We start from the raw sequence: 14,068 nt of genomic DNA on the forward strand, positions 1-14,068 counted from the left end.
ACTTAACCTAATGAACCGCCGTATACCGAACGGTACGTACGGTGGTGTGAGAGGTCGGTAGATGAATTAATCATCTACCTCCTACTCGATTATCAGAAATAATAAAAATTATTATATTAATCATAAAAAATCTGCTATAATTAGTGTAATCATAAATAAGAAGGGCGTGTGGTGTCATGTATGAAGATCTGTTTGATGAAAAAAAACAGAATAAAATGCGCGCATTTTTTCTAGAAATAAGCAAATTAGGTACATATAGAAAATATCCAAAGAATTCTGTGATAGATATATCGGGGAATGATTTTGTCGCTATAGTAGTTGAAGGTAAATTAAAACGAGCTTTATACAGTTCTAGAGGATTAGAAAAAATCCTTTATATGCTTAAACCCGGAGAGATTTTTGGGGAGATGGATTATTTTTGCGGAGGGAATGTCAACATTATTACTAGAGCTATGGAAAATACGGTGATTTCCATAGTCAATAGAGATAAATTAGATAAAATTTTAGAGACTAATTATCAAGGTTATAAATTTTTTCTTCACAGCGTTATTAGAAAATATAGAATATTAATGCTTCAGATGGCAGATATGATTTTTAATAGTTCTATTGGTAAAATAGCTGATACTCTCATTAGATTATCGTCGCAGGAAGGCAGATTGGTAGGGCAAAAGCTGGTTATAAACCTTTCTCTTACTCATCAGGAAATAGCTGATTTGATAGGGTGTTCAAGAGTTACTGTAACAAAGGGGTTAAATGAATTTAAAGAAAAAGGAATAATAGACATTCAAAATAAAAAGATAATAATAAAAGATATGGAAAAATTGAGAGCTTATATAGAGCCGTTAATTTAATTTATGAATAAGCAAAACATTTTGTCTTAGAAGGTCGAGCTTGTTGACAAAGTAAAATATTTTATGAAAATGACGCTCATGCGGACGAAAACTAAATTCTTTCAAGCATTCGCTTTCATTTTCATAAATATTGAAAAATATAAGTTTGTCAACAGTCTGAACTTTCTATCTTATAAGGTTTTTTATTCGTATTAATATAAAAATAAAAATTTAACGCATTAATGTGTTATATTTTTAAACAACTTATATTGACAATGAATGATAGAATTATTAAGAGAAGAAAATAAATAAATCATTTGAAAAGTATTTAGATTGGGAGGCTAATTAAATGTATCCATTAAAATTCGAAAACTTATATTTTGAAAAAGTATGGGGAAGCAGAGATTTAGAATCATTTAGAGAAAACTTACCTAGTGGGAAAATTGGAGAGAGTTGGGATGTATCCTGTCATCCTCATGGTGTGAGCGTTGTATCTAATGGCAAATATAAAGGAATGAAGCTTGATAAATTAATAAGACAGGAAGGTGCAAAGTTATTAGGAACTAAAATTCCAACTGATAAATTTCCATTATTAGTAAAATTACTTAATACTAGCGATAAATTATCTGTTCAAGTCCATCCAGACGATGAATATGCATTAAAAGTTGAAGGTGAAATGGGAAAAACAGAAGTATGGTATGTAGTCGAGGCTAACGAGGGAGCCAAATTGATTTTAGGTACAAACGGATGTACTAAAAAGCAGTTTGAAATGGCTATAAAAGAGGGAAATCCAGAAAAATATATGAATGTAGTTGAAGTGAAAAAAGGAGATGTATATTTAATAAAAAGTGGATTAATCCATACAATGGGAGAGGGATTAATAATCGCGGAAATCCAGCAAAATAGCGATACAACCTATAGAGTTTACGACTACAATAGGGGAAGAGAATTGCATATAGAAAAGGCTTTAGATGTGATTGATTTTAATTTAGTAGGTAAAAAAAGTGAAGGGCTAAAAGTCGAAAAGGAAGGATATAGTAAAACTTATTATTGTCTAAACAAACATTTTTCATTGGAACTATACGATATAGAGGATAATCTTATAGAAGATAGTGACGAAGAGAGATTTTATATTTTCACATGTGTAGAAGGTGAAGGAGAAATTAAATATACAGATGGGATAGAAAAAATAAGCATGGGAGATAGTATTTTAATCCCTGCAAGTCTAGGAAAATACCAGATTGTTGGACAACTTAAGTTATTAAAAAGTTATGTTCCTGACATTCAGAAGGTAGAAAATGAGATATTGGGAATAGTGAAATAAAAAGGATTAAAGATAGGAGGAAACTTACATGATTGTAACCGTTACTTTAAATCCAGCAGTTGATAAGACGATCTATATAAGAGATTTTATGGCAGGTGAAGTAAATAAAGTAGAGTATAGTGTTGTAGATCCCGGCGGAAAGGGGATTAATGTCTCGAAGACAGTAGCAGAATTCGATTGTGATACGATTGCTCTAGGCTTTCTTGGAGGAGAAAATGGAGAGTATATAAGACAGGCTTTAAAAGATTTAGGGATTAAAGAGAAATTTACTGAAGTAAGTAAAAACACAAGGACAAACATTAAAATAGTAGATTTAAAAACAGGAGACACAACCGATATAAATGAGACAGGTGGGGAGGTAAGTCCAGAGGAGCTAAAAGAGTTTATCAATATCTTTAAAAGAGTGATAAAAGAGGGAGATATAGTAGTATTATCAGGAAGTGTACCAAAAGGAATAGATAATAACATTTATAGATTCTTAACCGAATATGGAAATAAAACTGGATGTAAAGTTATTTTAGATGTAAGCAGTCAATTACTAAAAGAGGGAATTAAAGGTAAACCCTATATGATTAAGCCGAATTTAAGAGAATTAGAGGAATTATTGAATATTAATCTCGATACAAAAGAGAAAATTGTAGATGTGTGCAGAAGTATTATCAAGGAAGGAGTAGAACTTGTCTGTGTTTCAATGGGAAGTGAGGGAGCTTTACTAATTGCAGAGGATTTTGTATTGCATGGAAAAGTTCCGAAAGTTGAAGTCAAGAGTACTGTTGGAGCAGGAGATTCTCTTGTAGCTGGATTTGCTGCTGGATTAAGCAAAGGGCTTACAATAGAAAAAGCGTTTAAACAGGGAATAGCGGCATCCATTGTATCTGTAACAAAAGAGGGGACAAAGGCCCCTACTTATAAAGAAGTTCAAAACGTTATTGATGAAGTGGAAGTCTCAATGCTATTTACCTCCAACTACTACGTATAGCCCGGCATCTGTCATTTTCTCTTTAATCCTTTCTACATCTTCTGATGATGGAGGAATAAGGCTTTTTAAGATATACTTTTTACCTAGACTTTTATATTTGGAAATTCCATATTGATGATATGGAAGTATGTGAACTTCTTTTATACCTTGACTCAATATAAAATTTATAATAGCCTCTATATTTTCATCATCCATTGTATATTTAGGGATTAGCGGTATTCTAGGTATGATATTGATGCGTTTTTTTACTAATTTTTTAAAATTATCTTTTATTAAATCTATATCGGCATTAATTATTTTTATTGATTTTTCCTTATTCATAATTTTTAAATCGAATAAAATCCTATCTAGATGATTGGACATTTTATCCAATATTTCCCATTTGCTGAAACCAGTAGTTTCTATTGCGGTATCTATTCCTAGATTTTTAAGTTTTTCTAGAAGTTCTATTGCAAACTCTCCTTGTGAAAGGGGTTCGCCACCTGATAAGGTGACGCCACCCCCTGTACTATCATAAAAGATTATGTCTTTTTTTATTTCCTTTAGAACTTCGTTAACATCCATTTCTTTTCCTACTTTTTCTATTGCTCCAGTAGGGCATTGTTCTGGCGTGTTAGTACATGCAAAACAGCTTGAACTACTGCATTTTATGCATAGGGATTCCCTTCTTATAATTTCAGGTTTAAAGCTTTGTGATTCTGGATTAGAACACCAAGGACATCTAAGAGGGCATCCTTTGAAGAATATTAATGTTCTAATGCCACCTCCATCATGTATACTATATCTTTGTATGTTGAAAATTATAGCTTTTTTCATCATATCACATCCTATAAAATATGTTCAGTTCTGTTTATGATATCATCTTGGATAGACTTGTTAAGTTCAATAAATATTGCACTGTAACCAGCCACTCTTACAACCAGATTTTTATATTTTTCTGGATGTTTTTGTGCATCCCTTAAAGTTTCTGCAGAAACGATATTAAACTGAATATGCTGTAATTTTAATCTCATAAATGACTGTAAAAAGCCTATAAATTTTCGAATACCTTCTATTCCTTCTAAAACAGAAGGATTGAACTTAACATTTAAAAGACTTCCATTTGAAATTAGATAAGTATCGATTTTGCTTACACTTTTCAATACTGCTGTAGGTCCATTTTTATCCATACCTACCATTGGAGATAGACCTCCATCGGCTAACTGTTCTCCAGATAATCTACCATCTGGAGTAGCGCCTACTGCCTCCCCAAGAGGTATATGAGCAGATACTGTATATGAACCAGGTTGGAAAAATCCGCCGCGTATGTTCTTATATTTTTCTACTTCTTTACAATAATGAGATAAAATTTCGCTTCCACAGTAATCGACATCATCTATATCGTTGCCATATTTAGGATATTTGTTAATAAATTTCTGTCTAATTATTTCGTTATCTTTATAATTGTTATTTAGTATTTTTACTAATTCAGGTAAAGTTATTTCTTTATCTTCAAATACAGCTTTCTTGATTATATATAAAGAATCGCTTAAATTTGCTACACCTATTCCTTGTACGCCTGAGAAGTTATATTTAGCACCTCCTGATGTTATATCCATACCTGTCTTTAATGCATTTTCTACAAAGCATGAAAGAAGAGGTGTAGGTGCAAATTCTCTGTGAGCTTGGTCTACAACATTTGAGCCTTCAATCATGTCTTTTACATATTTATTTATGTTCTTTTTTATTGCATTTATGAGTTCGTTATAGCTATTAAAATTACCATTACTTTCTTTTAGAGTTACTTCCATGACTTTCAATAGATTAAATAATGCTATGTCATGTAGACCGTAGGTTTTTCCCGGGATAGATAGTTCTACACATCCAACGACTGCATAATCTCTAGCATCTTCAAGGGACACACCTCTGTTTAAATATGCAGGAATTATTACTTCATCATTGAAAACTTGAGGAATGCCTGTACCCAATCTTATAGTTTCTATAGTTTTAATAAGAAATTCTCTCGGAGTTTTTTCATTTATACGTACGCCTAAGTTTGGTTGTGGAAGTTTTATATCGCCATATGTATCTAAAATTAAATATGACAATTCGTTAACTGCATCGCGACCATTTCTATCAAGCCCACCCAAAATTATAGTATATCCGGTCGGAAAGCCTGCAAAGTATTTAGCACTTTCTTGGCTTCTAAGTAAAACAACATCATTCATTTTTAGCCATAGACATCTTAATAGTTCTTTTGCAAATTCTATATCTAGTCCATTTTCAATATCTTTTTTATAAAACGGATACATATATTGGTCGAATCTGCCAGGAGAAATAGAGCTTGCATTTGATTCATATTGCAAAGCAATATTTATGTACCAGAATAACTGTAATGCTTCATAAAATGTATCAGGTTTATATTTAGAAATTTTATAAGAGATTCTGCTGATTTCTAGCAATTCTTTCTTTCTATTTTGATTTTTTTCGTTTAATGCCATATCCCTTGCAAGTTTACCATATCTTTCAATGTGATTTTGAGTAGCTTCAAGGGTGATTAATGCTGCTTTGTAAAAATTATTATTAGGATTTTTTTTCATCTTTTCTTTTACTTCATCTATCATATAGCCTAATCCTTTATTTAAAACTTTATCAAATGATGGGATTATATGCCCTTGTCCTTTATCGGTTTGGTTAAGTTTTATAATTCTTTGTTTTTGTGCATTTTTTACATTGTTGGGGAGTCTACTATTGACAAGATCCTTTAAAGATTTATCTTTCCAAAAAGGGAATAATTCGTTTCTGAAAAATTCTTTATCTTCTTCAGAAATATAAAATTGGTCTTGAGGTCTTGTTGCTAAAGTATCTAACTCATCATATATCCAGTAAGGAGACATTTCAGGTGATGCGATTCCGGAGCGAGGTTTTACAGTTCTTCCTCCTGCAATTAATTCGCCATCGTTAATAACTATTTGTACATTATTAAGGATATGGGCTGTAGCTTTTGCTCTTCTTAAAATAGCAGGTTGTCCTTCAGTATTTTTATAGCTTTCGGTATATAGTCTAGCCCTTTCAAGAGAGATTTCCCTTTTGTTTTTAAATAATAATTCTTTTAAATTTTTTATTCTTTCACTTACCGTACACATCTTTATCCTCCTATAATTAAAATAATAACTATTATTTATTATTATTTTATATTATTTTATCCTATTTGACAATGTTATATAGTAGAAATATTATAGCAAAAATACTTATAAACAATGATGTTTCACTGAATCAGTTATCAAGCCTTGAATTGTGTCAATTAATTTTATATAATAAAACAGGAAAAAATAAGAAAGAATAATATTAAATAGGGAGGAAGTGAAGTGTGTTTGCTAAAGAGAGATTAAATAAAATAATTGATATGCTTCACAATGAAGGGAAAGTAGTTGTGAAGGAATTAAGTGAAATGTTTAATGTATCCGAGGATGCTATAAGGAAAGACTTGAAATATTTAGAGAACGAAGGACTACTTGAAAGAATATATGGAGGTGCTATTTTAAAAAAACAGATACCTCAGTATATAAGAGTTGAAGAAAGAATAAAACATAATATTGAAGCTAAAAAAAAGATTGCTGATAAGGCATTTTCCTTATTGAAAGATGGAGAAACGATTTTTTTGGATATATCTTCGATAAATATGATTCTAGCCGAGAAGATAGCAAAGTCGCAATTGGGAATAACAGTGATTTCAAACTCTATAGATATTCTTCATATACTTTGTAGAAATTCAAATATACAGATAATTTCACCCGGTGGAATTTTATATCAAAATGTTGGAGGTTTTGTAGGTTCAGCAGCTATTGAAGCTATATCTAAATATACTGTACAGAAAGCTTTTATAGGTAGTTGTGGTGTTGATGTAATAAACAAAAGTGTTAATACCTTTAACGTAGAAGATGGGAATACGAAAAAAGCAATTATCAAAAGCGGCAAAGAGGTTATTTTAGTTATGGAAAATGAAAAGTTTTACTTTGATGGAGTTTATAAATTTGCAGATTTAGAAGATATAGATACAATCATAACTGATAAAGAACCTTCAAAAACAATAAAGGATAAGTTGGAGAAATATAAAATAAAGATAATCTAATACCTATTTAATATATTAGCAAATTTATTGGTTGAAGTAGCAAACTAAATGAACGATAGAAAATATGGTGAGAAAGGGAGATATTATGAGTAAAACTAAAATATTAATAACTGGAGCAGGAGGATTTTTAGGTTCTAGAATATACAGAGAATATAAAAATAAATATGATATTACAGCCTTAACAGCTAAAGATTTAGATGTAACAGACTATGAAGCTGTTAGCTTTGTGCTAGAAAAAGTTAAGCCAGATATTATATTTCATGGGGCTGCAATATCGGCTACAAAAGCATGTGAAGATAATCCTCAACTAGCATACAGGGTAAATGTTGAGGGTTCCGTTAATATAGCTAAAATTGCAAGAAAAATCGGCGCAAAGATGTTGTTTGTTAGCAGTGAACAGGTATTTAATGGGAACGTTAATGATGGCCCATATAGCGAAGAGGACGAAGCGATTCCGAATACAGTGTATGGACAAACCAAACTTGAGGCTGAAAGGCTCTTAAGACAGGAAATAGATGAGCTGTGGATATTGAGATTAAGCTGGATGTTTGGATTACCAGAAAGAAATGTACCGAATAATCCTAATCTGTTTTGGAAGATTGTATGTGCTGTTATGTCAGATAAGCAAATTAAGATTGCTAGCAACGAATATAGAGGTATAACTTATGTATACGATTTAATTGATAATCTAGAGAATATATTTGAACTACCATATGGTACTTATCACTTTGGTTCAGAAAATGAGCAAAGTACATATGATACAGCGGTATTTATATTAGAACGAATAGGATTATCAAAGGAGAAAATTGACAGGATAGTGATTAGAGATGAAGACAAATACAAGGATAAAAAGAGAGATTTAAGAATGTCTTATGAAAAGATTAAATCGTTTGGAATTAATATTAATACTTCTCAGCAAAGTATCGAAAGAGCATTAAAGGAATTTGATTTTAAATTCTAAATTGTATAGCAGCTTATTTAATAAACAATTACCACATTAATATGTAAAATAATATAAACTTTGAGATATAGAAAATAACTAAAAGATATGATAATATTTAGATAAAGATAATTAATATAATTAAAAAAATACCACATTAATAAAAAAGTACCACATTAAATGTTGGACATGATTAACAAATAAAAACAGTATTGAGGTGTTTGTTATGAACTATTTTCCTAACGAAAGAAGTTGGGAAATCATTAACATATTGCTGGATTTAGACAAGCCTATAACTATAAATGAGTTAGCTGAACAATTAAATGTATCTAATAGAACTATAAGAAATGATTTAAAAGAGCTTGAGGATTATTTTTGTTCAAACAATTATGGAGTAACGATTGTAAAAAAACCTAGGATAGGAGTATGGATTGAAGTAGACGAAGAAGGAAAACGATTTTTAAAACAAGCTATTAATAAAAGTAAAATATATATACAACCATATTCGTATGAAGAAAGGCAGCTTTATATAATAAAAAGACTTTTGCAATCAAAAGGTTCAATTACAATGCAGGTTTTAGCTGACGAATTATATGTAAGCAGAGTTACAGTTTTTAAAGATTTAGAAGAGGTAGAAAAGTGGCTTAACAAATATAATCTAAAACTTAATAGGAGACAAAATCATGGAATAGAGATAGAAGGGGATGAGAAGGGCTGGAGAAAGGCAGCAGCAGATTTGATAATGATATTTAGAAGTAACGATGAATTAAGAAACGTGCTTTCAAATACTAAAGAAATTCAGCAAGATAGCAGATTAGATTTTGAAAACTTCATACAGCTTAAAGAGTTATTTCCAGATATTGATGTAAACAAAATAGAACAGATATTAATTGAAGCCCAAGAAAAAATGGAGTTCCATTTAGCCGATATAGCCTACGAAGGACTTTTAGGACATATTGTAATCAGTATTGAAAGGCTAAAACAAAATAAAGATATCAAAATGGATTTAAACCAATTATCAGCTATAAAACAAAAGAAGGAATTTCAAATTGCTAAATGGATATCAAAGAGGATAGAAAAGGAATTTAACATAAATGTACCTGAATGTGAAGTAGGATTTATTGCTCTGCACGTTTTGGGTTCTAAAGTTCAGCAGAATTATAAAATTGATGATACCGAAAGCGTTCTAGAAAATATGGATCCATTAATAATAAATCTAGCAAATGAGATAATTACGCTGATTGGGAATATTTTATCTGTTGATTTCAGTCAGGATAAAAAATTATTAGTAGGATTAGTACTACACTTAAGGCCAGCAATAAACAGATTAAAATATGGATTAAGTTTAAGAAATCCTCTATTAAATGAAATAAAAAATAATTATCCAAGTGTTTTTGGAGCCACATGGGCTATTAGTGTTCTATTTGAAAAGCATCTGGGAGTTAAAGTAAACGAAGAAGAAATAGCATATATTGCAACTCATATAGGAGCTGCACTAGAGAGACTCAACAATAAAACGAGAGCGATAGTTGTTTGTAATAGTGGAATAGGAACTGCACAACTCGTTGCAGTAAGATTACAAAAAACGATATCTGATTTAGAAATAGTAAATATAATTTCTTCTCATGATGTTGCTAAAATGAAGGAAAATGATTTTGACATAATAATTTCCACAATACCTATTAATTATAGTCTAAAGCCTGTTATACAAATTAATCCGATTGTAAGTCCAAAGGACATAGAGAGGATAAAAGAGTACATTAAAAATATAGAAAATACAAGGAGATTTCATAGAGATATTAACAATATTACAAAAATGGATGAGCTGTTTAATGAGAAGTTTATATATACAAAACTCGATATAGACGATAAAGAAGAAGTTATAAAAAGATTAGGAAGTGAACTTGTAAAATATGGGCATGTAGAACATAAATTTGTTGATGCAGCATTAGAAAGAGAAAACATTACTTCTACCGCTGTAGGAAAGGGAGTTGCTATACCTCATGGAATGCAAGAATATGTACATAAACCCATTATAGCGGTTGCAACATTAAATAAGCCAATTGATTGGGGAGGCAATAAGGTAGATATAGTATTTCTATTAGCTTTGAAGTTTGGTTCTGGCAATTCGACAAGGAATTTTTTTAGAAGATTCTACTCGCTTTTAGATAATGAAAATATATTAAATAATATTAGAAACAGTTCAACAAATAAAGAAATATTAAAGATTTTAACTAGGAAGGATGATAGCAGTGAACAGTATTATCAATAAAAAACTTATTAAATTAAATATAAATGGAAACAGCAAAAAAGAAATAATAGTTGAATTAGCAAAATTGATAGATGAACAAGGAAGGCTAAACAGTATTGATGAGTATATAGAAGAGGTTCTTAAAAGAGAAGAACTTTCAACTACTGGAATTGGATTTGGAGTGGCTATACCGCACGGCAAAACTAATGCGGTAAAAGTACCTACAGTAGCGTTTGGAAGAATTAAAGATGGAGTTGAATGGCAGTCTTTAGATGGTGAGCCGGTTCATATAGTTTTCTTACTTGCAGTACCAGAAAAAGCCGCTTCAAATGCACACTTAAAAATATTAGCTGCACTATCAAGAAAGCTAATGGATGAAAATTTCAGAGAAGAACTTTTAACAGTTAATAGCCAAGAAAAATTAATCGAGACATTAGAAACAATATTTGCAAATGCATTAGATTAAAGGAGAGATTAATATGGAATTATATTTAGATACTGGTAATTTAAATGAAATAAAAGAGTTATCAGATATTCTGCGAATAGATGGAGTTACAACTAATCCTACGCTGGTATCCAAAGAAAGAAAAAATATAATTGACTTGTTAGATGAGATTATTGAAGTAATAGGTGAAGATAAAATTGTTCATGCACAAGTAGTAAGTAAAGATTATCAGGGTATGATTGAGGAAGCTGAATTCCTTAGTAAACGTTATAAAAATATTTATGTAAAGATACCTGTAACTGTAGATGGATTGAAGGCGATTAAAGAATTATCTAATGAAGGTATAAAAACTACAGCTACAGCGGTGTTTACAGCACATCAAGCAGCTTTGGCAGCTAAAGCTGGGGCGTGTTATATAGCTCCGTATGTTAATAGATTAGATAATATTTCAGGGGAAGGTGTCAAAGTAGTAAAAGATATTATTAAAATAATTAATAATTATGATTTTAATACTAAAGTAATAGCAGCTAGTTTTAAAAATTCACAGCAGGTAATAGACGTGATTAAAGAAGGAGTACATAGCATAACTGTACCTGCTGATGTAATGAAAAGTATGATGGGACATCCACTTACGGATTATAGTGTCGACAAGTTTATCTTTGATTGGGAGAGAGCGTTTGGCGAAGGCACAAAAGTTACAAATTATTTTAAATAGAATCTAGTGCTATACTAAATAGCATTAAATATATAAGAAAGAGAAAGGAAGGTGGAGAAGAACAAAGCTGTTTTAGAACTATTTATCATTATATTGATTAAAAATCAATCAGTAATCAAATTTTGAAAAGGGGGAATTTGATGTTAGAATTACTAAAAGACACTCGTAAACATTTAATGACGGGAGTTTCCTACATGATTCCATTTGTAGTAGCCGGTGGAGTTCTATTAGCATTATCGGTAATGTTATCAGGACAGCCACAAGCACCAGAGACGGGAATATTAGCAGATATATGGAAAATTGGACTCGGCGGAATGACATTGTTTGTTCCGATACTAGGCGGCTTTATAGCATTTTCGATGGTAGATAGACCCGGTATTGCACCTGGTATGATAGGCGCATATCTAGCTAGTCAGGTAGGAGCTGGATTTTTAGGCGGGATTATAGCAGGTTTATTAGCAGGTATAGTAGTATATTACTTAAAGAAAATAAAAGTTCCAGCAATCATGCGATCAGTTATGCCAATATTCATAATTCCATTAATAGGAACATTCATTGTAGGAGGATTAGTCGTTTGGGTAATAGGTACACCGATAGCAGACGTAATGCAAGGACTTGAAACTTGGTTAAATTCAATGTCGAGTGCAAGTAAAATAATACTAGGAATTATATTAGGTTCTATGATGGCGTTCGATATGGGTGGCCCTGTAAATAAAGTAGCATTTTTCTTTGCAGTAAGTATGATACCTACAAATCCAGAAATTATGGGAGCAGTAGGAGTTGCGATATGTACACCACCATTAGGATTAGCATTAGCTACATTCTTGTCACCTAAAAAATATACAGTTGAAGAAAGAGAAAGTGGAAAGGCAGCCGTTATTATGGGGCTTATAGGTATTACAGAAGGAGCTATACCATTTGCTGCAGCCGATCCATTAAGAGTTATCCCTTCAATTATGATAGGTGGAGCAGCAGGTTCTGCCACTGCATTTTTACTTGGTGCTGCAAATCATGCTCCTTGGGGAGGTTGGATAGTACTTCCAGTAGTAGAAGGCAGAATCTCTTACATTATTGCAACTTTGATAGGAGTTATCGTTACTGCACTTGTAGTTAATATACTTAAAAAACCAGTTCAGCAAAATATTGAAGAAGGTTCAGATGATTTTGATGAATTAGAAATAGATTTTGAATAAATTAATAAAAATTAATGAATGAGGTGATATATATGAAAGTTATTGCAGTTACAGCCTGTCCTTCTGGCGTTGCACACACTTATATGGCAGCAGAGGCATTAGAGAAAGCAGCTAAACAAGAGGGAATAGAAATAAAAGTAGAAACTCAAGGTTCTATTGGAATTGAAAATGAACTAACACAAGAAGATATCATGTCAGCAGATGTTGTCATCTTAACAAAAGACATGGGCATAAAAAACGAGGAGAGATTTAAAGGTAAAACTATTGTTAGAGTAGGTGTTAGCGATGCGATTAAAAAAGCACCTGCACTAATGAAAAAAATAAAGGCCCATATAGAAAGTAAAAAATAGAACAGGTAAATATATAGTTACAGACTGTTGACAAACTTATATTTTTCAATATTTATGAAAATGAAAGCGAATGCTTGAAAGAATTTAGTTTTCGTCCGCATGAGCGTCATTTTCATATATTTTTTAAAATTAAGCACGAGGAGGTTGCTTAACATTTAAAAAATATTTATAAAAAATTATAAAAACCTCAAAATAATTATAAGTTTATGTTATAATTATTTTGAGGTGATGAAATTGAAATATTATACCATAGGAGAATTTGCTAAATTAATTGGTAAAACACAGCAAACTTTAAGAAATTGGGATAAATCAGGGAAATTAAAACCTTCTTTTATTACAGAAGGTGGACACAGAATGTATAGCCAAGAACAATTAAATTCGATTTTAGGTATTAATCCTAAAAAAAGAATAACAGTTGGTTATTGCAGGGTATCAAGCAATAAGCAAAAAGATGATTTAGAAAGACAAATACAATATGTTCGTAAATATATGATTGCAAAAGGATACCAGTTTGAAATAATAACTGATATTGGAAGTGGAATAAATTACAACAAAAAAGGATTAATCAAATTAATTGATATGATTACTAATTCAGAAGTTGATAAGATAGTTATTTTATATAAAGACAGATTAGTTAGCTTTGGCTTTGAATTAATAGAAAACTTATGTAAAAAATATGGTACTACTATAGAAATTATAGATAACACTCCTAAAACTGATGAACAAGAACTTGCCAGTGATATGATACAAATAATAACAGTATTTTCAGCGAAACTTCAAGGGAAAAGAGCAAATAAGGCAAAGAAAATAATTAAGGAGTTAAAAGGAAATGAGCAAATCTATAGCCGGAAATAAAAATATAAGAACATACAAAATGAGAATAAAAGACAAAAAATTCAAATCAAAGGTTATAGATTATATTTACAAGTA

At 31.0% G+C, this 14,068-nt stretch carries 13 protein-coding genes; 11 read left to right on the forward strand and 2 right to left on the reverse strand.

All coding sequences use genetic code 11. From position 1 onward, the window contains the following. The first annotated feature begins 176 nt into the window (after positions 1-176). From BUB51_RS09235 to pfkB, 3 genes are all read left to right on the forward strand, one after another. Positions 177-851, forward strand: a complete 675-nt coding sequence (locus BUB51_RS09235; RefSeq protein ID WP_073197274.1) for a Crp/Fnr family transcriptional regulator — start codon at positions 177-179, stop codon at positions 849-851. A gap of 328 nt (positions 852-1,179) precedes the next feature. Beyond that, complete coding sequence (locus tag BUB51_RS09240) at positions 1,180-2,154, forward strand: type I phosphomannose isomerase catalytic subunit (RefSeq protein ID WP_073197276.1); 975 nt, start codon at positions 1,180-1,182, stop codon at positions 2,152-2,154. Positions 2,155-2,182: 28 nt separating this feature from the next. Further along, positions 2,183-3,133, forward strand: a complete 951-nt coding sequence (gene pfkB, locus BUB51_RS09245) for a 1-phosphofructokinase (RefSeq protein ID WP_073197277.1) — start codon at positions 2,183-2,185, stop codon at positions 3,131-3,133. On the opposite strand, the gene BUB51_RS09250 is transcribed toward pfkB, so the two are convergent. Further along, complete coding sequence (locus BUB51_RS09250; RefSeq protein WP_073197279.1) at positions 3,107-3,949, reverse strand: [formate-C-acetyltransferase]-activating enzyme; 843 nt, start codon at positions 3,947-3,949, stop codon at positions 3,107-3,109. The two genes, pfkB and BUB51_RS09250, sit on opposite strands and share 27 nt — an antisense overlap. An 11-nt stretch (positions 3,950-3,960) precedes the next feature. Next, positions 3,961-6,258, reverse strand: coding sequence for a formate C-acetyltransferase (locus tag BUB51_RS09255; protein ID WP_073197280.1), 2,298 nt, complete (start codon positions 6,256-6,258; stop codon positions 3,961-3,963). A 224-nt stretch (positions 6,259-6,482) separates the two neighbouring features. Between BUB51_RS09255 and BUB51_RS09260 the strand changes: the two genes are divergently transcribed. The 8 genes from BUB51_RS09260 to BUB51_RS09295 all read left to right on the forward strand — a co-directional run bounded on the left by BUB51_RS09260 (position 6,483) and on the right by BUB51_RS09295 (position 13,993). Next, positions 6,483-7,244, forward strand: coding sequence for a DeoR/GlpR family DNA-binding transcription regulator (locus tag BUB51_RS09260; protein ID WP_073197282.1), 762 nt, complete (start codon positions 6,483-6,485; stop codon positions 7,242-7,244). Positions 7,245-7,329: 85 nt separating this feature from the next. Then, positions 7,330-8,205, forward strand: coding sequence for an SDR family oxidoreductase (locus tag BUB51_RS09265; RefSeq protein WP_073197283.1), 876 nt, complete (start codon positions 7,330-7,332; stop codon positions 8,203-8,205). A 205-nt stretch (positions 8,206-8,410) separates the two neighbouring features. Then, a complete protein-coding gene (locus BUB51_RS09270) occupies positions 8,411-10,456 on the forward strand; it encodes a BglG family transcription antiterminator (RefSeq protein WP_073197285.1) in 2,046 nt (681 codons plus the stop codon). After that, positions 10,437-10,901 (forward strand): PTS sugar transporter subunit IIA, encoded by a 465-nt coding sequence (locus BUB51_RS09275; RefSeq protein ID WP_200791930.1) that lies wholly within the window; start codon positions 10,437-10,439, stop codon positions 10,899-10,901. Before BUB51_RS09270 ends, BUB51_RS09275 begins: the two co-directional genes overlap by 20 nt. A 13-nt stretch (positions 10,902-10,914) precedes the next feature. Then, complete coding sequence (gene fsa / locus BUB51_RS09280) at positions 10,915-11,595, forward strand: fructose-6-phosphate aldolase (RefSeq protein ID WP_073197289.1); 681 nt, start codon at positions 10,915-10,917, stop codon at positions 11,593-11,595. A 140-nt stretch (positions 11,596-11,735) separates the two neighbouring features. Beyond that, complete coding sequence (locus BUB51_RS09285) at positions 11,736-12,788, forward strand: PTS fructose transporter subunit EIIC (RefSeq protein ID WP_073197291.1); 1,053 nt, start codon at positions 11,736-11,738, stop codon at positions 12,786-12,788. Positions 12,789-12,820: 32 nt separating this feature from the next. Next, complete coding sequence (locus BUB51_RS09290) at positions 12,821-13,138, forward strand: PTS fructose-like transporter subunit IIB (RefSeq protein WP_035162938.1); 318 nt, start codon at positions 12,821-12,823, stop codon at positions 13,136-13,138. Between the two features lie 234 nt (positions 13,139-13,372). After that, the gene (locus BUB51_RS09295; RefSeq protein WP_073197293.1) at positions 13,373-13,993 is read left to right on the forward strand and encodes an IS607 family transposase; all 621 of its coding nucleotides are present in this window, start codon (positions 13,373-13,375) and stop codon (positions 13,991-13,993) included. The last annotated feature ends 75 nt before the right edge of the window (positions 13,994-14,068 follow it).

Source organism: Caloranaerobacter azorensis DSM 13643 (genome assembly GCF_900129995.1).
Classification (GTDB): domain Bacteria; phylum Bacillota; class Clostridia; order Tissierellales; family Thermohalobacteraceae; genus Caloranaerobacter; species Caloranaerobacter azorensis.